The 20127-nt window shown below is 71.7% G+C and carries 14 protein-coding genes; 7 read left to right on the top strand and 7 right to left on the bottom strand.

Going from position 1 to position 20127, the window contains the following annotated elements; genetic code table 11:
* The first annotated feature begins 318 nt into the window (after positions 1 to 318).
* Both ACZ53K_RS12400 and ACZ53K_RS12395 read left to right on the top strand, forming a co-directional pair.
* Positions 319 to 1500 (top strand): PQQ-dependent sugar dehydrogenase, encoded by a 1182-nt coding sequence (locus ACZ53K_RS12400; RefSeq protein WP_468834526.1) that lies wholly within the window; start codon positions 319 to 321, stop codon positions 1498 to 1500.
* 107 nt (positions 1501 to 1607) lie between these two features.
* Positions 1608 to 1796, top strand: a complete 189-nt coding sequence (locus ACZ53K_RS12395) for a DUF6191 domain-containing protein (protein ID WP_468834524.1) — start codon at positions 1608 to 1610, stop codon at positions 1794 to 1796.
* A 126-nt stretch (positions 1797 to 1922) separates the two neighbouring features.
* Here ACZ53K_RS12395 and ACZ53K_RS12390 read toward each other — a convergent pair whose 3' ends face one another.
* From ACZ53K_RS12390 to ACZ53K_RS12370, 5 genes are all read right to left on the bottom strand, one after another.
* On the bottom strand, positions 1923 to 4997 hold the full coding sequence (locus ACZ53K_RS12390; protein WP_468834521.1) for a helix-turn-helix transcriptional regulator: 3075 nt from the start codon (positions 4995 to 4997) through the stop codon (positions 1923 to 1925).
* A 115-nt stretch (positions 4998 to 5112) separates the two neighbouring features.
* On the bottom strand, positions 5113 to 5313 hold the full coding sequence (locus tag ACZ53K_RS12385) for a hypothetical protein (RefSeq protein WP_468834519.1): 201 nt from the start codon (positions 5311 to 5313) through the stop codon (positions 5113 to 5115).
* 224 nt (positions 5314 to 5537) lie between these two features.
* On the bottom strand, positions 5538 to 6155 hold the full coding sequence (locus ACZ53K_RS12380) for a hypothetical protein (protein WP_468834516.1): 618 nt from the start codon (positions 6153 to 6155) through the stop codon (positions 5538 to 5540).
* A gap of 239 nt (positions 6156 to 6394) precedes the next feature.
* Positions 6395 to 8671 (bottom strand): MMPL family transporter, encoded by a 2277-nt coding sequence (locus ACZ53K_RS12375; RefSeq protein WP_468834514.1) that lies wholly within the window; start codon positions 8669 to 8671, stop codon positions 6395 to 6397.
* 246 nt (positions 8672 to 8917) lie between these two features.
* On the bottom strand, positions 8918 to 11050 hold the full coding sequence (locus ACZ53K_RS12370; protein WP_468834511.1) for a phosphocholine-specific phospholipase C: 2133 nt from the start codon (positions 11048 to 11050) through the stop codon (positions 8918 to 8920).
* Between the two features lie 219 nt (positions 11051 to 11269).
* Between ACZ53K_RS12370 and ACZ53K_RS12365 the strand changes: the two genes are divergently transcribed.
* The 4 genes from ACZ53K_RS12365 (at position 11270) to ACZ53K_RS12350 (ending at position 14345) form a co-directional block, all read left to right on the top strand.
* Positions 11270 to 12544 carry a helix-turn-helix domain-containing protein gene (locus ACZ53K_RS12365; RefSeq protein ID WP_468834509.1) on the top strand — a complete coding sequence of 425 codons (1275 nt, stop codon included), beginning with the start codon at positions 11270 to 11272 and terminating at the stop codon, positions 12542 to 12544.
* Positions 12545 to 12812: 268 nt separating this feature from the next.
* Positions 12813 to 13037: a hypothetical protein gene (locus tag ACZ53K_RS12360; protein ID WP_468834506.1), complete on the top strand. Its 225-nt coding sequence runs from the start codon at positions 12813 to 12815 to the stop codon at positions 13035 to 13037.
* Positions 13034 to 13351: a DUF7848 domain-containing protein gene (locus tag ACZ53K_RS12355; RefSeq protein WP_468834504.1), complete on the top strand. Its 318-nt coding sequence runs from the start codon at positions 13034 to 13036 to the stop codon at positions 13349 to 13351. Before ACZ53K_RS12360 ends, ACZ53K_RS12355 begins: the two co-directional genes overlap by 4 nt.
* 85 nt (positions 13352 to 13436) lie before the next feature.
* Complete coding sequence (locus ACZ53K_RS12350; RefSeq protein ID WP_468834501.1) at positions 13437 to 14345, top strand: radical SAM/SPASM domain-containing protein; 909 nt, start codon at positions 13437 to 13439, stop codon at positions 14343 to 14345.
* Positions 14346 to 14775: 430 nt separating this feature from the next.
* Here the strand turns inward: ACZ53K_RS12350 and ACZ53K_RS12345 are convergent, their stop codons facing one another.
* On the bottom strand, positions 14776 to 16446 hold the full coding sequence (locus tag ACZ53K_RS12345; protein ID WP_468834499.1) for an FAD-binding oxidoreductase: 1671 nt from the start codon (positions 16444 to 16446) through the stop codon (positions 14776 to 14778).
* A gap of 344 nt (positions 16447 to 16790) precedes the next feature.
* Between ACZ53K_RS12345 and ACZ53K_RS12340 the strand changes: the two genes are divergently transcribed.
* A complete protein-coding gene (locus tag ACZ53K_RS12340; RefSeq protein ID WP_468834497.1) occupies positions 16791 to 18551 on the top strand; it encodes a chitinase in 1761 nt (586 codons plus the stop codon).
* Positions 18552 to 18618: 67 nt separating this feature from the next.
* On the opposite strand, the gene gatB is transcribed toward ACZ53K_RS12340, so the two are convergent.
* On the bottom strand, positions 18619 to 20127 hold the full coding sequence (gene gatB / locus ACZ53K_RS12335; RefSeq protein WP_468834494.1) for an Asp-tRNA(Asn)/Glu-tRNA(Gln) amidotransferase subunit GatB: 1509 nt from the start codon (positions 20125 to 20127) through the stop codon (positions 18619 to 18621).

The following is a 20127-nucleotide window of genomic DNA, read 5'->3' as shown; positions in this document are numbered from 1 at the left end:
CACCTCCCGGACCCGGTGACACCACCCCCCAGGTCATGCCTTCGACAGGGGGCAACAGCCATGCCGGGCCCGGAGGCCAGCAGCCCCATTGCAGAACCGCGAAGAACATAACGGGGGGCGGATCCGGGTCGATTGCGGCCGGGGGGGGACGAGTGGCGGGTCCGGGTCGATTGGGGCCGGGACGAGGCGGCTTCGGGCCGATTGCGGGCCTGGCCCCGGGGGGGGCGGGTCCGGGCCGGCGGGGCCGGAGTGGGGGCCTGACGCGCGGGGTGCGTTGTGGTGTTGTAAGGCGGGTTCCGTCGACGAGAGGACTTCGCCGTGCAACGACGCTTCGTGATCCCCGTGTTGACCGCTGCCTCGCTGCTGCTGGCGGCGGGATGCTCCTCCGGGGGACCACCGGACCCGGCCGGCGCCCCCACCGCCTCACCCACCGCTTCCTCCCCGAGCGGCACACGGGCCTCCGCATCCCCTTCAACACCACCCGCCAAGGGAACGGTGACGGTCGTCAACACCCTGACCACCGATCTCACCTCACCCTGGGGAGTGGCCGCGCTGCCGGAAGGTGACCTGCTGGTGTCCTCGCGCGACACCGGGAAGATCTTCCGGGTGGCGGCGGACGGCGGCCGCAAGACCGAGCTGGGTACGGTGCCGGGGGTCGCGCCAGGCGGTGAGGGCGGGCTGCTGGGGCTTGCGGTGGCGCCGTCGTTCGGCCGGGACCACCAGGTGTACGCGTACGTCACCACCGAGTCCGACAACCGCATCGTCCGGATGAACTACGACGGGAAGAAGCAGCCGGGCAGTCAACTGGGCGCTCCCGACACGGTGCTGAAGGGCATCCCCAAGGGGCAGATCCACAATGGCGGCCGGATCGCGTTCGGGCCGGACAAGATGCTCTACGCGGGCACCGGCGAGACCGGCGACACCGGCCTCGCGCAGGACCGGACATCGCTGGGCGGCAAGATCCTGCGCATGACGCCGGACGGCGAGCCGGTGCACGGCAACCCTGCGGCCGACTCGGTGGTGTACACGTACGGGCACCGCAACGTGCAGGGCCTGGCCTGGGACGCCGAGGGCCGCCTGTGGGCCGCGGAGTTCGGCCAGAACACCTGGGACGAGCTGAATCTGATCGAGCCGGGCAAGAACTATGGCTGGCCCGAGGTCGAGGGCCAGGGCGGGGGCGGGGGCGGGGGCCGGGGTGACGCCCGGTTCGTGGACCCGGTGGCCCAGTGGAAGACGGCGGACGCCTCACCGAGCGGCATCGCGTACGCCAAGGGGTCGGTCTGGATGGCCGGGCTGCGCGGCGAACGGCTGTGGCGGATCCCGCTCGACGGGCGGCGGGCGGCGGCACCGCCGCAGGCGTTCCTCCAGGGCGAGTACGGGCGGCTGCGTACGGTCGTGGCGACCGGCGACGGCGGGCTGTGGCTGGTCACCAGCAACACTGACGGGCGCGGCGAGCCGAAGAAGGGCGACGACCGGATCCTGCGCCTGAAGGTGAGCTGAGTGCCCACGCCGGAAGAAACCGGTACAGGTACGGCCAGGGCCGTCCGTTTCACTTCACTGCTGCCTACACTCGTCGTACGGAACCGGCCACGTCGTCAGGGGGCTGCATGTTCAACCTGGTGGAGGAGTTGTTCGCGCCGGGGCGCAAACACACCGACGAGGAACGGCGACGGCTCACCCTGGTCGTCACCGACACCGGTGACAGCGATCCGGGCAAGGGGCCGATAGACCTGTCCTCGGGCAAGGTCACCATCCGCGTGCCGGAACAGGAGCAGGAGCCGCCGCGGCACACCTGACGGCGGGCGGGCGGGGACGCGGTCCCGGTTCGTGGCTTGCGGCGGCCGGCTTGCTACGGCTGGCCGACTCCCGAACCCCGACGCCCCACCAGCTCCCAGCTCCCAGCTCCCAGCCATAACCTCCCGTCACCCCACCCCCTGTCCCGCCGGGGCGAACAGCCGCAGCCGGTGGGCCAGCGCGCCCGCCTCGCCGCGGCCCGAGACGCCCAGCTTGGCCAGGATGTTGGAGACGTGGACGCTGGCCGTCTTGGGCGAGATGAACAGCTCCTCGGCTATCTGACGGTTGCTGCGCCCGGCCGCGACCAGGCGCAGGACGTCCCGCTCGCGCGGGGTCAGCCCGAACGTCTCGGCGGGCTCCTGGCCGGCGGGACCGCCGTCGGCGCGCTGCCCGGTGTCCGAGTCCGGCGCCGTGAGCGGTATGCGGGCGCGCCGGGCGAGCCCGTCGATGCCGTCGCCGAGCGGCCGGGCGCTCAGCCGTACGGCCTCGGCGTGCGCCTGGGTGAGGAGCACTGCGGCGGCCTCGCGCGGTGTACGGCCCTGCAGCCCCACGGTCGCCCGGGTGGCGTCGTGCAGCAGCGCCTCCGCCCAGCGGTAGCAGGCCACGGCGAGTTCGTACGGGCGCTGCACCTGCTCGAAGGCGGCCACCGCCGCGGCCCAGGCGTCCGGCGCCGGGCGGCCGTCGGCGCGCAGCAGCTCGGCCTCGACGGCACGGGCGTGCGCCGCCCACACCGGCGCCACCGCGGGCGTGCGCTTGGCGGCCTCCCGTATGCGGGCGAGCGTGTCCGGGCGCTCCGGTTCGGCGGCGGGCAGTCCGCGCAGCTCCGATTCCGCGGTGGCGGCCGCCCACAGCAGCGGCCAGACATACCGCTGGGTGCCGGGCGGGAAACCGGCCTCCAGGGCTTGCCGGAGGGTGTCGCGTACGTCCGCGACACGGCCCCGGGCGGCGGCGATCGCCAGGGAGTGGCAGGCGAGGGGGATGGTGTGCTGGGGCTGGGTGTCGAAGTGCTCGCGGGCTACGGCCTGCTTCCGCTCCGCGCCGTCCAGATCGCCCCGGGCCAGGTCGAGGACCATGAGGCGTTGGGTGGCCAGGGCCAGGGACCGGGCGCTCAGTGAGCGGTCGCGGGCGTCCAGCGCCGTCTCCCGCGCCTCCTGCCAGCGGCCCAGCGACTGCAGCGACTCGGCGCGGTTGCCGCACGCCCAGCTCGCGCTCTCCTTCAGGCCGTACTGCTCGGCGAACGCGATGCCCTGGTCCGCGATCTCGACGGCGTCCGCGGAGCGGCCCACCCCCTCCAGGAGTGAGGAGAGGTTGATGTGACCGCGGGTGACCACCCGGGAGCAGCCGCGGGCCACGGCGCGGTCCAGGGTCGTCCGCAGCGCGGCCAGCCCGCCGTCCACATCCCCGGCGTCCACCCGCAGCCCGGCCAGGGTGACGAGGGAGTTCAGCTCCTCCTCCTCGTCGCCGACGAGCCGGGCCAGCTCCACGGCGCGCTCGGCCGTGGCGAAGCTGTCGGGGCCGGGGGTGTGCAGCACAGCCCAGGTGGCGGACTGGGCGAGCACCGCGGCGTGCACCGAGGACGGTGGCAGGCCGCGCACCAACTCCTGGGCGCGGGCCAGTTCGGGCCGGCCGTCACCGCGGCCGGTGCTCTGCGTGAGGCGGGAGCGCTGGAGCAGGAACCACGCCGTACGCAGCGGGTCCTGCTCCGCGTCGAGGGAGCGCAGGGCGCGCTTGGTGATCGTGTAGGCGCGCTCGGTGTCCCCGGACAGGCGCGCGGCCACCGCGATCTCGGCGAGCAGGTCCAGGAAGCGCAGCGCTTCGTCGTCGCAGCCGCAGGCCGGGTACGCCTCGGCGTAGTCCACCGGGCGCACGGCGCGGCGGACCTCCTTGGGCGCGTCGTCCCACAGCTCCAGCGCCCGGTCCAGCAGCCGCAGTTGTTCGGTGTAGGCGTGCCGGCGGCGGGCCTGGACGGAGGCGGCGAGGACGGCGGGCAGTGCCTTGCCCGGGTCGTGGGCGTGGTACCAGTAGCTGGCCAGGCGGGCGGCGCAGGTGTCGGCGCGGACCAGCGAGGGGTCGGCTTCCAGGGCTTCGCCGTAGCGGCGGTTGAGGCGGGTGCGCTCGCCGGGCAGCAGGTCGTCGACGACGGCCTCGCGGACCAGGGCGTGCCGGAAGCGGTAGCCGGTGCCGTCCCGGTCGGGCACCAGGGTGTTGGAGCCGACGGCGGCGCGCAGCGCCTCGATGAGGTCGTCCTCGGGCAGGCCGCAGACGGCGGCGAGCAGTTCGTGTTCGACCGTGGAGCCGCCCTCGGCGGCGACCCGCACGACCCGCTGGGCGTCTTCGGGGAGCGCCTCGACCCGGACGAGCAGCAGGTCGCGCAGCGGGTCGCTGAGCCCGGCGGGCAAACAGCCGTCCTGGAAGCCGCGGGCCAGCTCCTCGACGAAGAAGGCGTTGCCCTCGGAGCGCTTGAAGACCCGGTCGACCAGCGCTTCCTCGGGGTCGCTGCCGGTGATGCCGGCGATCTGGGTACGGACTTCGGGGCGGGTGAAGCGGGCCAGTTCGACGCGGCGGATCGTGCGTGTCCGGTCGATCTCGGCCAGGAAGGGGCGCAGCGGGTGGCGGCGGTGGATGTCGTCGGAGCGGTAGGTGGCGACGAGGAGGATGCCCGCGTCGTGGAGGGCGCGCAGCAGGTAGGAGAACAGCTCTCGGGTGGAGCGGTCGGCCCAGTGCAGGTCCTCGATGACGATGACGAGCGGGCGATGGGCGGCGAGGCGCTCCAGGAGCCGGGCGGTCAGCTCGAACAGGCGGGCCCGGCCCTGCTCGTCGTCGTGTCCCTCACGGGCGGGTTCGCCCAGCTCGGGGAGGATGCGGGCCAGTTCGCCCTCCTGGCCGGCGACGGCGGCGGCCAGCTCCTGCGGCAACCGCGCGTTGAGCAGGTGCAGGACCGCGGAGAACGGGGCGAACGGCAGGCCCTCGGAGCCGATCTCGATGCAGCCGCCGACGGTCACCAGGACGCCGTCGGCCCGCGCGGCCTGCGCGAACTCCTCGATGAGCCGGGTCTTGCCGACCCCCGCCTCACCGCCGATGAGCAGCGCCCGGGGCTCACCCGACTCCTTGATACGGGCGAGAGCGCCGCGCAGCGTGTCTAGCTCGCTGCCGCGGCCGACGAACACCGGACTGACGGACCTGGTTTCCACGTCGCTGAGCATCGCACAGGGGTCTGACAACGCGGCAGTGGTCATGGTCACGTGGGACGGCGCGCGGGATGGCGGAGGGGGCCGCCGCCGGGCCGCCGCGGCGGGTGGCACGGGTCCGCCCCACCTGTCAGGCGGCGCGGGTGTACCGGTCCGGTGCGCCGTTCACCCGCCCTTCGGGGCCGTGTCCGCCCGGGCCGGCGCCCCGCCGTACGCGCCGGGCCTTGCGGGTCTGACGGCCCTCGCGGGCCTGGCGTGCCAGCCGCTCCCGGTCGGCTTCGCGGCGCAGTTCGTCGTAGCGGGCGCGGAGTTCGAATTCCCCGTAGTACATGCTGTGCTCCCTGGTTCCGGCATCGGCACGGTGGCTCCGTCTGGCGGTGCCTGTTGACGTGCTCCAGCCTGCTCGCCCAGGGGGGTGCCCCACATCGGGAAGGTTCCCGATCTTGCGGGGTACGGGGGCCTTAGACGGAATGGGCCCCGGACCGGCAGTACCTAAGGCGGCCGCGTACGGCCTTAGGTACGGCCCGGTTCCGGGGCCCGTCGACACGTACGGTCTTAGGAACCGGGCGTTCCGGCGCCGGCCTTGGGCAGGGTGGGCATGCTCGCGAACAGGTCGAAGTACATGCCAGCGGAGACGATCAGGCCCAGTACGCCGAGGGCGAGTCCGCCCCAGGCCACGGCCCGCATCCAGGTCGGGCGGGGCCGGGTGAGGACCAGGCCGGCGACGACGACGGCGAGCAGCGCGAAGACGGCGTTCACGAGGGCGTGGGTGTGCCAGGGGGCGCCGTAGACGGTACCGATCTGGTCGGTGGCCTTGCCCGTCTGCAGCTTGATCTGGCCGAGCAGCGTCTGGCGCTCGGCCAGCACCGTGCCGACCCAGGTGCCGGTGAGCGAGGCGAGACCCAGTCCCGCGGCGACGACGGCGCCGGCGCCGGACGCCACCGAGCCGGTCGCGGCGGCGGGAGCCGCCTCGGCGTCCGCGGTCTCCTCCCCGTCCTCCTCGTCGGCGTCCGTGCCGAGCGGGGTGTCCGCGTCGACCGCGGCGCCGGACGGCTTCTTCCCGTCCGTCCCGGCGGCCTCGGACGCCCCGTCGGCCTCCGTCGTCCCGGTGGCCGCCTTGGCCTCGTCGGCCTTCGTGTCGTCGGTGCGCTCTTCGGTCTTGGTGGTGTCCATGGGCGCGACCGTAGGCGCCGCGTCTGAGAGACGTATGAGAATCCCCGGGGCGCAGGGGAAACCGGCCATGGCGGCGGACACGAGAGCCGTACGGGACGGACGAAGGCACGCTGTACGGGACGCACGAAGGCACGTTGTACGGGACGTACGAAGCCGGGCGATACGGGACGTAAGGAGTCGGGCTGCACGAGTCGTACGGAGGCGGGCTACGGAACGCACGGAGGCGGCCCGCCCGGCCGCTACTTCCGTACCAGCCCCTCCCCGCCCCGCCGCGCCCCCGGAACGGCAAGCGGAACCGTAACCGGAACCGGCGGCGCGCCCTCCGCCCCCGGCCCCGCCGGGCCCGCCGCCGGATCCGCGACCGGCTCCGCCTCCCCCGGCGGCTCGATGCTGAGGCGCGGCAGCCGCCGCTCCAGCCACCCCGGCAGCCACCAGTTCGCGCCGCCGAGCAGATGCATCAGGGCGGGTACGAGCAGGGTGCGCAGGACGAAGGCGTCCAGCGCGACGGCGGCGGCCAGGCCGATGCCGAACATGGAGATGATCCGGTCGCCGCTGAGCACGAACGCCGCGAAGACCGCGATCATGATGACGGCCGCCGAGTTGATCACCCGGCCGGTCTCGGCGAGTCCGACGCGTACCGCGCGGCGGTTGTCGCGGGTCAGCCGCCATTCCTCGTACATCCGGCTGACCAGGAAGACCTGGTAGTCCATGGACAGTCCGAAGAGGACCGAAACCATGATCACGGGCAGGAACGGCTCGATCGGGCCCGCGCTGCCGAGCCCGAGCAGTTCGCTCCCCCACCCCCACTGGAAGATCGCCACCACGATGCCGAAGGAGGAGGCGACGGCCGCGATGTTCATCGCGGCGGCCTTCAGGGGTATGCCGATGCTGCGGAACGCGAGGAGCAGCAGCACGCAGCCCAGGCCGATCACGACGCCGACGAAGAGCGGCAGCTTGCCGACGATCACGGACGCGAAGTCGTCGTAGCTCGCGGTCACCCCGCCCACGTGTACGCGCATGCTGGTGCCCTCCCCGGCCTTCGGGAGCACCCCCTCGCGCAGCCGTTCCACCAGGTCGGAGGTCTGCCGCGACTGCGGGGAGCCGTCCGGTACGACCGTGATCACACCCGTGCTGCCGCTGCCGTCGAACTCCGGCCCCTGCACCCGCGCCACGCCCGGTGTGCTCCGCAGTTGGTCCGGCAGTCGGTCGAAGGCGAGCCGGTCCTTGGCCCCGTCGAGGTCGCCGACCAGGGTCAGCGGCCCGTTGGAGCCCGGTCCGAAGCCCTTGCCGAGCAGGTCGTACGCCTGCCGGGTGGTGCTGGTGGCGGGGTTGTTGCCCTGGTCGGAGGTGCCCAGGTGCAGGGAGAGGGTGGGCAGCGCGAGGATCAGCATGACGACGGCCGCGGCGGCCCCCAGCAGCTTGGGGTGGCGCTCCACGAAGCCGGACCACCACGCCGTGAAGCCGGCGGGCGGCTCGGGGCAGGGCCCGTCGGCGGCCAGCCGGCGCCGTTCGCGCCGGCTCAGCGCCCGCGGCCCGATGACGCCGAGGAGGGCCGGGAGAAGGGTGACGGACGCGGCGACGGTCAGCACGACGGTGAGCGAGGCGGCGATGGCGACGCCGTTGAGGAAGCCCAGCCGCAGGACGAGCATCCCCAGCAGGGCGATGCAGACGGTGGCCCCCGCGAAGACCACGGCGCGCCCCGACACACTGACCGCGCGCTCGGCGGCTTCCTGGACACCGAGGCCGGATTTCAGCCCTCTGCGGTGCCTGGTCACGATGAAAAGCGCGTAGTCGATGCCGACACCGAGGCCGATGAGCATCCCCAGCATCGGGGCGAAGTCGGCCACCGTCATGGCGTGCCCGAGCAGGGCGATGCCCGCCGAGGCGGTGCCCACGCTGACCACCGCGGTGATGAGCGGCAGCAGGGTGGCGGCGAGCGAGCCGAAGGCGAGGAAGAGGACGACGGCGGCGGCGCCGAGTCCGATCAGTTCGGCGAGCTGGGACCCGGAGGCCTCGGTGACCGCGATGCCGGCGCCGCCCAGCTCCACCTGGAGTCCGTCGCCCGCTGCGGCTCTGGCGGTGTCCACGACGCGCTGGACCTGCGCCTTGTCCAGGTCCTCGGCGGGCGCGTCGAAGGCGAGGTTCGCGTAGGCGGTGTGCCCGTCCTGGCTGATCTGTCCGGCGCCCTGCGGCCCGTAGGGGCTCTGTACGGACGCGACGCCGGGCAGCCCGGCGATCGTGTCGAGGGTCCGCTGGAGGTCCTTCTGTACGGCGCCCGCGCGTACGGTGCCGGACTCCGTGTGCCACACGATCGTGTCGCGGTCCCCGGACCGGTCCGGGAAAGCCCGCTCCAGCAGGGCTCCGGCCTGCCCCGATTCCGTACCGGGGACGTCGTAGTGGTCGGAGTAGGCGGAGCCGGCGGCTCCGGCCGCGGCGGCGGCTCCCGCGAAGGCGGCGAGCCAGAGCACGATCACGACGATGCGGCGCCGCAGGCACCACCGGGTCAGTGCGGTCATCAGGCTCTTCGTCTGCTTCCCGGGTCAGGCGCCGATGTCTCCCGGGATGTACCCGTGGTGCCGAACGCGTAATGGCGGGGGGAGCACGGGACCGCCGCCTGCCGACGAAGGGGCGGCGGACCCGTACCTCCTTGCAGAGTGACAGCAGGGAGAGATCCTTTGACCGCTTTGTGGACTTCCCCACAAAGGGACCCGGAAGCGGAACGCGGCCGGTGCCCGCAGGCGACCGGTTCCGCCCGTCCATGGTCAGCCGGTGATCGATTCCTTTCCGTTCTCGATGTGGCCCATGAAGCGGCGGTGGAAGGACGCGTCCTGCGCGACGGACAGGTCCAGGTCGTACCAGCCGTGCGCCGCCGCCGCGGAGTGCGCGACGGTACGGGTGCTGCCGGCCCGCACCGTGATCGTGCGCGGCGCGGCGTCCCCGTACGCCAGCGGCTTCAGCGTGAAGCTCAGGTCGGTGCGCCCCTTGTTGACGAGCGTGAGGTGCAGCTCACGCCGGTGCGCGTCCAGGCGGGTGCCGATCCGGACCGCGGCGGCCGCGCCGGCGGCCGTGCCCGCGTGCTCGCGCCGGAACCCGTTGGGACCCGTGAGGGTGAAGCGGTACGCGCCGCCCTTGACGGGCACCTCCCAGTCGGCCCGGCCCAGCACGTCGCGGTGCTGCGGCGTGCCGTACTCCCCCGCGTACGGGTACAGCGCGAAGTGCGCGCTGGCCCGGCCGTCGTTGCGCACCGCGAGCCGGAAGCGCCCCGCCTGCGCGTCGTACGCGCCGTCCGCGTCGGGCTGGTACGGCAGCGGGCGCGCGGGCCGCGTGCCCGGCTCCTGGCGCGGCAGCCGCTGCTCGCGCGGCGGGCGCGGCGCCCAGCGCCCGCTGAACGGCGGGATCGCGCCGGGCCGCTCCACGGCGGGCTGCCGGCGCCCGCGCGAGAAGTCGAAGGCGGTGGTGAGATCGCCGCAGACGGTGCGCCGCCAGGCGCTGATGTTGGGCTCCCGCACGCCCGTCCAGCGCTCCAGGAAGCGGACGATCGAGGTGTGGTCGAAGACCTGCGAACAGGCGTATCCACCCACGGACCAGGGCGAGATCACCAGCATCGGTACCCGCATCCCGAGCCCGGTCGGCTTGCCGTCCCAGAATTCGCCCTCCGTACCGGCCGGCGGCACCGGCGGCGGCACATGGTCGAAAAATCCGTCGTTCTCATCGTACGTCAGGAACAGCGCGGTATGCCGCCATACATCCGGGTTCTTCCCGAGGGCATCGAGCACCTTGTAGACGATGGTGGCGCTGGCGACCGGCGAGGACGAGCCGGGGTGCTCGGAGTCCGCAGCGGAGGGGACGATGTAGGACACCTCGGGCAGCTTGCCCGCGGCGACATCGGCGGCGAAGGCGGTGGCCGTCGAGTCCGGCTCCCCACGGCGCAGCGCGCGCTCGAAAAGGCTGCGGTCGGCCGAACTCAGCGCCCGTACGCCCTCCTCCAACAGCCCCTGCAAGCGCTTGCGCTCCGCCTCACCGGCCGCGGCGACCTTCCCGTAGAACGCGGTCATGTTCTGCACGCCGCCGCCCACCTTGGCCAGCGCCTTCTTCATGACGGTCTTGAAGGTGGCGTAGAACTCCAGGTTGTTGTCGGTGAAGTTGTCCCACTCCTGGTAGACGCGCCAGCTGCGCCCGGCCTTCTCCAGCCGCTCGGCGTACGTGGGCCAGGTGTAACCCGTGTGGGTGTCTTCCGCGTACGCGTCGTTGCCCACCGCACGCTTGCCGGAACCCGGCTCGAAGCCGGTCCAGCCGCTGACCAGGTGGTTGCGGTTGGGGCTGGTGGAGGAGTGGATCGAGGAGTGGTACGCGTCGCAGACGGTGAAGGTGTCGGCCAGCTCGTAGTGCAACGGGACGTCCTGGCGGTCGTAGTGCGCCATGGTGGCGGCTGTCTTCGCGGTGACCCAGTTGTCCATCCAGCCGTCCCGCCAGGCCTTGGCGCCACCGGCCCACTCGTGGTTGAGCGCCCCGATGTACTGGAGGTCCTTCTTCTGGGCCGCCGCGGCCTCACGTACGGAGAAGGGCAGCACGGTGCCGACGCCGAGCGCGCCCGGCTGCTCGAAGACGCTCCGTTCACCGCCGGGCAGCTGGACGGCGTTACGGTCGGCGTAACCGCGTACACCACGCAGCATCCCGAAGTAATGATCGAAGGAACGATTCTCCTGCATCAGCACGACGACGTGCCTGATGTCTCCGAGGCCGCCCCGGCCGTGCCCGTGCCCGCGCCCGGAAGCGGCCGGTTCGGCGGCCAGCGCCTGCTGAAGGGACGGCGGCAGCAGCGAAGCAGCGGCTGCCGCTCCGGCTGCCGCCGCGCCAAGTCCCATGACCCGTCTGCGAGATACCTCGGATGCCACGCTCGACCTCCCAGTCGACTGCCCACGGTCGGGCAATGGTTCGCCCGCAGCCCATTGGCGGCTGCGAGCGGGACGGTAGTGGAGCGGGGTGGCGGGCGACAGGTGCCGGGGTGACGGTTTCGAGAACGGATGGTTCCGGTTACGGTTACGGAAGGGCGAGGCAGGTGGAGCTGGGTCCTTTCGCGTGCCCGGGGCGGGCCCGAGTCGTACGCTCGGAACATGAGCACTGCGGGGCAGAGGGTCAAAGAAGTCCGCAAGCGTCGCAGGCTGTCACAGCGTGAACTGGCGGACGCGTCGGGAGTCTCGCTCTCGGCCATCCGGAAACTCGAACAAGGAGAGCGGGAAACCGCCCGCCTGGAGACATTGCGCAAACTCGCGCACGCGCTGAGGGTGCCGACGATGCGCCTGGCCGGCGCACCGGACCCGGAGGGCGCCGGCGCGGACACAGTGGACCGGTGGGCTGCCGTCCGCGATGCGCTGGAACGCCCCCCGGCCATCCTCGGGGCGGACGACGAGCCGCCGACCGTCAGCGGAGTACGCGCCGCCTTGGCGGACACGGCTCCCCTGTTCTCCAGCGACCAGTACACGGCGCTGTCGGTACTGTTGCCGCCCTTGCTGCGGGATGCGGACGCGCTGGGCGCGGAGGGCCGGGCGGTGCGTGTGCGGCTCCTGCAACTCGCCGGGTGGCTCATGGTCCAGACCCGGCAGTTCAACGTCGCCGAGACGGCCTTGGAGCGAGCCCTGGACGACTCGGCGAATCGTATGGAGGGGGCTGCCACCGTCAACACGCTGTGCTGGCTGCTGCTGCGGCAGGGCGAGTTGGTGAAGGCTTACGACCTGGCCGTCAAGTGGGCCGATGAGACCGAGCCCCGGATGTCCCGCGCGACCCCGGCGGAGCTGAGCACGTGGGGCTGGATGCTGCTGCGCGTGTCCGCTGCTGCCGTACGGAACTCACGGCCCGGCGACGCGGAGGACGCGCTGAAGCTCGCCACGGCGGCAGCGGTCGCGCTGGGGCGTGAGCACGCGCCGAACAACGATTTCCTCCGCACGTTCGGGCCCACCACGGTCAAACTCAAGGCCGCGGAGAACGCCAGTGTGACCGACCGGCCCGACATGGTGCTCCGCATCGCCGAACGCGTGCCCGTCTTCAGCCTCAAGCCCACGTCGAACAACCGGAACCGCCACCTGCTGGACGTGGCCGACGCGTACGCGAAGACCGGCGACTACGCCGAGGCCTTCGGCAAGCTGGAGCAGATCCGGGCCGACAGTCCGGAGTGGCTGCCGAACCAGCGGTACGCCCGGGACATCCTCGGCCGAGTGGCCCGGGGGGCGCCGGACGTTGACGGCGGACATGCGGGCCATGGCCGACGTGGTCGGCCTGCCGCTCTAGTACTTGTGGCACTTCCCTGCGGTGGGTCTGCGAAGTGCCACAGACAACACAGAGTCGCCGTTCCTAGCGTTGAGTCATCGGACCACGCGAGGGGACGGCGATGAAACATGGCCTCTGACTGGGCCCTCACCACGGGCACGTACGTGGTGGACACGACCAGGCACCGAATCGGTGAGGTACGCAGGCTCCTCGAAGAGACCGCATACCTCGTTCCGCCGGGTGGCGGCGCGGAGTGGGAGGTCGGGCGCGACCAGTTGCGCGAGCCCACCGACGAAGAACGCGCACGGGCTCGGACCTGGACGCGCCCGGTTCGGAGTCGGCCATGAGCCGGTCCCACCCCCCTCGCACCGCAGCTACCCGGAACCACCGATCGTGCTCCCGGCGCCAGCCGCGTCACTCGAACCGGTACCGGTCGAGGGCTGCGCCGCCTGCGCGCACGCTGCGGCATGGCGGCAGGCGTACCGGACGGGAAAGGGCACGGCGGACGGTTACACGAACCGGTCGGCGGCCGTGGACTGCTCCCTGGAGATCCGCAACCACCCGCACCAGCCGCGCGTGACGAGGCTGCCGATCAACACCCCATCGGTACGCCCGTGAGCACCCGCAGTGTGATCCGCGCCGTGCAGCACGCCATCGGCACCCACCCGCAGAGCGAGATCACCCTCACGGCGCACTGCCTGGGCGGCGGTTGCGGGTGGACGCTGGCGGCAACCGCCGACTTCAAAGCCGCCGACCTGGCGCTGATGACCCACACGGGCCGCACCGGGCACTCGACGTTCGCCCGGACCTACGAGGACGTGGCACTCGTACGCCGCCTGGAACTGAACGAGGGGCGGGCGGCGATCCCGCCGCTTCCGCCCGAGGGGCCCCAACAGGAAAGCGTGACCCACCAGCCCCCCCTCTCACGGTGACCTGAGACCGCGCGACACCGTGCTCCCCACGCCGCGCGCCCCGCTCGGTAGGGGACACCCCATCCAAAGCCGCAAGGAGCCTGTAATGAACGCTGCCCGAAACCGGCTGGCTTTCGCATGGCTGGAAGTCACAGGATTCTGTAATGAGTTCTGCGATCACTGCTACGCAGACTCATCCCCCAAGGGGACACACGGCACGATGACCGTCCAGGACTGGAAACGCACCATTGACCAGCTCGCGAGGATGGGCGCTCGCGACGTGCAGTTCATCGGCGGGGAACCGACCCTGTACCCGCACCTGACCGACCTGATCAGGCACACCCACGGGGCGGGACTGTCCATCGAGGTGTTCTCCAACCTCACGCACGTTCGTGATCACCTGTGGGAGACCTTCGCGAGCTGCGGGGTCGCACTCGCCACGTCGTACTACTCCGGCACGGCGGACGCCCACGACAAGGTGACCAATCTCCGGGGATCGCACCGGCGGACCCGAAGCAGCATCAAGAAAGCGCTCAGCCTGGGTATCCCGGTGCGCGGTGGTGTGATCGCGGTGCGGGAGGAGCAGCGCGTTCGAGAAGCGGCCAAGGACCTTGTGGCGCTCGGCGTGGGCACGGTCGGCGCTGACCGGACCCGGGCGTTCGGGAGGGGAAGCCGGGGAGCCACACCGGCGATCGCCGACCTGTGCGGGCACTGCGCGCACGAGAAGTGCGCCATCGGTCCGACGGGGGACGTGTGGCCGTGCGTGCTGGGCCGGTTTCTGACCATCGGCAACGTACGGGAATCATCGCTCGCCGGTATCTGGGGTGGCGCACGAATGGCCGAGGTGACGGCCGGCATCACTGCCCTGCGCGGCCAAGGGGTGCAATCCTGCACACCGCCGCAGTTCCTGCCCATGTGCGGTCCGTGCTCACCGTGTGTCCCCTCTGTGGGGCACTGCGACCCGCGGGAGGCCGACGCCGTGGCCGAGACGGCTACGATCGGCGCACCCGCCTGACCCGCAGAGATCACCAGGGAGCGCGCACATGCACGATCACGGCGACGACTTCGGCCCGTGGGGCACAGACGGTAACGCTGGCACCGTACAGCGAACGATGAGGAGTGGGCCGCCATCGCCCGGTGCATCCGGCACGCCGCGAACAAGATCGGTCCTGATCTTCCACTGTGCCTCCCTGTGAACCGCAGGAGTGTGGACGACCCGCTCAGCAGCACGTCTTGGCGTGGGCAGCGCATCTGAAGGCGGCGGCTCATCATGTGATCGAGCAAGCCACCCCCAGCCAGGAGCGGGGAGCTCACGCCGTCGGAACTCTGTACCAGCGGCGGCTGGCCGAGCTACGGGACCAGAGCACCCGCGCACACGTCCAGCAGTGACCATCGCACCGGCCCCGGCAGCGTCCAGGCCGGGCCGGTCCCGGTCGCGACCTACGTCACCGCGCCGGCCGGATCGACAGACCGTGCCGGAACTCGTCCCGCGGATCCCAGCGGGCCTTCACCCGCTGCAACCGCGGGTAGTTGCCCTTGTAGTAGAGCGTCTGCCACGGCACGCCGGAAGTGTTCAGCTCCGGGTCGGCCAGGTCCCGGTCCGGGTAGTTGATGAACGAGCCGTCGCTGACGGCGTTCGGGACGGGTACGCCGCCGGTGTCCGCGTAGACGTCGCGGTAGAGGTTCCGGAGCCAGGTCAGGGGTTTTGTCCCGGCTTCCTCCGTGCCCTCCCAGCCGGTCATGTAGACAGCCTTGAGGATCGAGTCCCGCTGGGCTACCGCGGTCGCGTCCGGTGCGACGCTGTTGACCTGTCCGCCGTACGAGACCAGCCACAGCGAGCCGTTGACGCCCTCGGGCACCGCGTCCTTGCTGCCCGCGGGGCCCGCCAAGTGCCGGTGGAGCGCGGTGATCTGCCGGTCCGCGTACCGCTTGCGGAGATAGCCGGCCTTGACCTTGAACCGGGCGGGCTCGCTCTCCTGGACGAGGGCCACCGCCTCCAGCCATGGCCGGACGGAGTGCTGGAGCGTGGGTCGGGCGCCTGTGCCGCGCCCGACGGCGTCCACGTAGGCCCGCATCCGCCGTTCGGCGTCGGGTGTGGTGGCGTCCAGCTGTCCCACCAGGAGGATGGTGCCGCTGTTGCGGGCGTTGAGCATGAAGACGCTGAACATGTCGTTGTACGGGGAGTCCGGGCCGCTGTTGTGCTCGTACCAGGTGCCGTGGTTGCGGACGAGCCGGGTGAAGGCGCGCTCGTCGAGGTCTTTCCAGTTCCAGGTCGCGGCGAAGCTGAGCATGGCCCCGGGGGCCTTGGGCAGGAGCCGGGCGGGGTCGTCGCCCTTGGCGTGCGGGTCGCGGAACCAGTAGCGGGTGACGATGCCGAAGTTGCCGCCGCCACCGCCGGTGTGCGCCCACCACAGGTCGTGATTCGGGTCCTTGGGATCGCGGGTGGCCACCACGGCGCGGGCCCTGCCGTCGCGGTCCACGACGACGACCTCGACGGCGTACAGGTGGTCCACGGACAGTCCGTACCGCCGCGAGAGCGTGCCGTATCCGCCGCCGAGGACGTGCCCGCCGACGCCGACCTCGGCGGTCGCGCCGGCCGGGATGGAGACGCCCCAGCCGAGGAACAGCGCGCGGTAGACCTCACCGAGCAGCGCACCGGGTTCGACGGCGAAAGCCCGCCGGGCGGCGTCGAAGTAGACCGCGCGCATGGGTGAAATGTCGATCAGGGCGCGGACGGACGGGTCGTCGACGAAGTTCTCGAAGCAGTGGCCGCCGCTGCGTACGGCGATGCGCTTGCCGTCCCGTACGGCCCGCTGCACCGCGGCGACGACCTGCTCGGTGGTGCTCACGACGTGTACGTGGTCGGGCTTGCCCACGAAGCGGGCGTTGCAGCCGCGGTGGGTCAGGGAGGCGTAGCGCGGGTCGTCGGGGCCGAGGGTTACCAGGCCGGCGCCGGTGCCGGGCGGGCGGCCGGCCGTGGCGGCGGTCGCGTCCGGCGCGCCGGCCGCCGCCGGCGTGGTCGCCGCGGCCGCGAGGCCCGGCGTTGCCAGGGCCGCGGCCGTGCCTCCCAGTGCCGCCGCTCCGGCGAGGAGGCTCCGGCGGTTCACTTCAGCCATGGTCGTCCACTCCTGTAACTGGGGTGCCCGTGTGGGTGGTTGGTGTTGCTGCACCCCTCCACCATCGGGCCCGCCGGGCGCCGGTTCATCGTCCACGGTGACCAGCTGCCCCCTAGGGAGGAAGATGTACGCCGCCTTCCGCCTCCCCTACCCCAGGAGGGGACACGGGAGGCGCGCATCATCCCGGAGAACGGTTCGCGCTGCCCGGTCGGCGGCGCCAACGCACGCATAAGTCTTCACGAACTCTTGACAACGGCATTGGTCTGGACCATTTTGTGGCCAACGCCCGCCCCGCCTCCGGACCGGGCGGACGGCCCTCCCGGGCCCAGGACTTGGAGACAGCCATGCCGCACCCCCTCATGTCCCGCACCCCCCGCTCCCGCCACAGACGGTGGCTCACCACCGCCTGCACCGGGCTGGCCGCCGCCGCCCTGGCCGTGACCGGTACCCAGACCGGCGCCTCGGCGGCTCCCCACGCCGCCGCCCCCGGTGCCCCCGGTATCGCCGCCGACGTCAACAACGCCAAGAACCCCGGGTTCGAGTCCGGGCTCTCCGGCTGGACGTGTTCGGCGGGCGCCGGTTCCAGCGTGTCCTCTCCGGTGCACGGCGGCACCTCGGCCCTGAAGGCCACGCCGGCCGGCTCCGACCAGGCCAAGTGCTCGCAGACGGTGGCGGTCAAACCGGGCTCGACGTACACGCTCAGCGCGTACGTGCAAGGTTCGTACGTCTACCTGGGCGCCAGCGGCACCGGCACCACCGATGTATCCACCTGGACACCCGGCGCCACCACCTGGCAGCAGCTGAAGACCACCTTCACCACCGGCCCCTCCACCACCTCCGTCACCGTCTACACCCACGGCTGGTACGGGCAGTCCGCCTACTTCGCCGACGACGTCAGCGTCTTCGGGCCGGACGGCGGGGGCAACGGCGACCCGGGCGATCCCGTCCCCGACGCGCCCGCCGGGCTGACCGCCGGCGCGGTCACCTCGTCCTCCGTGGCACTGTCCTGGAGCCCGGCGAAGTACGCCACCGGGTACAGCGTCTACCGCGACGGCGCCAAGGTGCAGGCCGTCACCGGTACGTCGGCCACCGTGACCGGCCTGAGCCCGTCCACCGCGTACCGCTTCCAGGTCGCCGCGACCAACGCGGCGGGCGAGTCCGCCAAGTCCGCCGAGGTCACCGCCACCACGTCCCCGGGTGGCGGCGGCCCCGGCCCCTCCGTACCGAAGCACGCGGTCACCGGTTACTGGCAGAACTTCAACAACGGCGCGACCGTGCAGAAGATCAGCGATGTGCCGGGCCACTACGACATCATCGCGGTCTCGTTCGCCGACGCCACCACCACACCCGGCGCGATCACCTTCAACCTCGACTCGGCGGGCCTGGGCGGCTACACGGTCGCGCAGTTCAAGGCCGACATCCGGGCCAAGCAGGCGGCCGGCAAGAACGTCATCCTGTCCGTCGGCGGCGAGAAGGGCACCATCTCCGTCAACGACTCGACATCCGCGAACAACTTCGCCAACAGCGCGTACGCCCTCATGCAGGAGTACGGCTTCAACGGCGTCGACATCGACCTCGAAAACGGCATCAACCCGACCTACATGTCGCAGGCCCTGCGCTCGCTGTCGCAGAAGGCGGGCAGCGAACTGGTCATCACCATGGCTCCGCAGACCATCGACATGCAGTCCACCCAGGGCGGCTACTTCAAGACCGCGCTGAACATCAAGGACATCCTCACCGTCGTCAACATGCAGTACTACAACAGCGGTTCGATGCTCGGCTGTGACGGCAAGGTCTACTCGCAGGGCACGGTGGACTTCCTCACCGCGCTGGCCTGCATCCAGCTCGAAGGCGGCCTCGACCCGTCCCAGGTGGGGATTGGTGTGCCTGCTTCGACGCGCGCTGCCGGCGGCGGCTACGTGTCGCCCGGCGTCGTCAACAGCGCGCTGGACTGCCTCACCAAGGGCACCGGCTGCGGCTCCTTCAAGCCCGCCAAGACCTACCCGGCCCTGCGCGGCGCCATGACCTGGTCCACCAACTGGGACGCGGCGACCGGCAACGCCTGGTCGAACGCGGTGGGGCCGCACGTGCACAACCTGCCGTAAGTGCCTGTGGCAGCGAAAGGGGCGGCACACCGGTGGTGTGCCGCCCCTCGCGTACCGGAACCGGGTGTCAGCCCTCGACGCCCAGCTTTTCCAAGATCAGCTCGCGGACGCGGGCCGCGTCGGCCTGGCCGCGGGTGGCCTTCATGACCGCGCCGACCAGCGCGCCGGCCGCCGCGACCTTGCCGCCGCGGATCTTGTCGGCGACGGCCGCGTTGGACTCGATGGCCTCGTCGACGGCCTTGCCCAGCGCGCCCTCGTCCGAGACGACCTTCAGGCCGCGCTTCTCGACGACGGTGTCCGGGTCGCCCTCGCCCGCGAGGACGCCCTCGATGGCCTGGCGGGCCAGCTTGTCGTTGAGGGAACCCTCGGCGACCAGCGCCGCGACCCGCGCGACCTGCTCCGGGGTGATGGGCAGGGCGGCGAGGTCGACGCCGTCCTCGTTGGCGCGGCGGGCCAGCTCGCCCATCCACCACTTGCGGGCGGCGGCGGAGTCCGCGCCGGCCTCGGTGGTGGCGACGATCAGGTCCACGGCACCGGCGTTGAGGATCGACTGCATGTCGTGCTCGGAGACGCCCCACTCCTCGCGCAGCCGGTTACGGCGTACGCGCGGCAGCTCGGGCAGGCCCTTGCGCAGTTCCTCGACCCACTCACGGGACGGGGCCACCGGGACCAGGTCGGGCTCGGGGAAGTACCGGTAGTCCTCGGCCTCCTCCTTGATCCGGCCGGGGGTGGTGGAGCCGTCCTCCTCGTGGAAGTGGCGGGTCTCCTGGACGATCGTGCCGCCGGAGGACAGCACGGCCGCGTGCCGCTGGATCTCGAAGCGGGCGGCCCGCTCGACGCTGCGCAGCGAGTTGACGTTCTTCGTCTCGGAGCGCGTGCCGAACTTCTCGGTGCCGTTGGGGCGCAGCGACAGGTTCACGTCGCAGCGCATCTGGCCCATTTCCATCCGGGCCTCGGACACGCCCAGCGCCTTGATCAGCTCGCGCAGCTCGGCGACGTACGCCTTGGCGACCTCGGGGGCCCGCTCACCCGCGCCCTGGATGGGCTTGGTGACGATCTCGATGAGCGGGATGCCGGCGCGGTTGTAGTCCAGGAGGGAGTGCGAGGCGCCGTGGATACGGCCCGTCGCGCCACCCACATGGGTGGACTTGCCGGTGTCCTCCTCCATGTGGGCGCGCTCGATCTCCACACGGAAGATCTCGCCGTCCTCCAGCTGCACGTCCAGGTACCCGTCGAAGGCGATGGGCTCGTCGTACTGCGACGTCTGGAAGTTCTTCGGCATGTCCGGATAGAAGTAATTCTTCCGGGCGAAACGGCACCACTCGGCGATCGAGCAGTTCAGGGCCAGGCCGATCTTGACGGCGGACTCGACGCCCACCGCGTTGACGACCGGGAGCGAGCCGGGCATGCCCAGGCAGGTGGGGCAGGTCTGCGAGTTGGCGTCGGCACCCAGGGTGGTCGAACACCCGCAGAACATCTTGGTCTTGGTGCCGAGTTCGACGTGCACCTCAAGACCCATCACGGGGTCGTAGGTGGCCAGCGCGTCCTCGTACGACACCAGTTCAGTGACGGTCAC

The sequence above is a fragment of the Streptomyces sp. NPDC033221 genome, assembly GCF_055577005.1.
Note: the sequence above shows the minus strand (reverse complement) of the source record. Positions and strands in the feature narration are given on the sequence as shown.

Coding starts and splice junctions, on each gene's coding strand:
- ACZ53K_RS12395 (WP_468834524.1), top strand. CDS start 1,608: ATGTTCAACCTGGTGGAGGAGTTGTTCGCGCCGGGGCGCAAACACACC.
- ACZ53K_RS12390 (WP_468834521.1), bottom strand. CDS start 4,997: ATGCTCAGCGACGTGGAAACCAGGTCCGTCAGTCCGGTGTTCGTCGGC.
- ACZ53K_RS12385 (WP_468834519.1), bottom strand. CDS start 5,313: ATGTACTACGGGGAATTCGAACTCCGCGCCCGCTACGACGAACTGCGC.
- ACZ53K_RS12380 (WP_468834516.1), bottom strand. CDS start 6,155: ATGGACACCACCAAGACCGAAGAGCGCACCGACGACACGAAGGCCGAC.
- ACZ53K_RS12375 (WP_468834514.1), bottom strand. CDS start 8,671: ATGACCGCACTGACCCGGTGGTGCCTGCGGCGCCGCATCGTCGTGATC.
- ACZ53K_RS12365 (WP_468834509.1), top strand. CDS start 11,270: ATGAGCACTGCGGGGCAGAGGGTCAAAGAAGTCCGCAAGCGTCGCAGG.
- ACZ53K_RS12350 (WP_468834501.1), top strand. CDS start 13,437: ATGAACGCTGCCCGAAACCGGCTGGCTTTCGCATGGCTGGAAGTCACA.
- ACZ53K_RS12345 (WP_468834499.1), bottom strand. CDS start 16,446: ATGGCTGAAGTGAACCGCCGGAGCCTCCTCGCCGGAGCGGCGGCACTG.
- ACZ53K_RS12340 (WP_468834497.1), top strand. CDS start 16,791: ATGCCGCACCCCCTCATGTCCCGCACCCCCCGCTCCCGCCACAGACGG.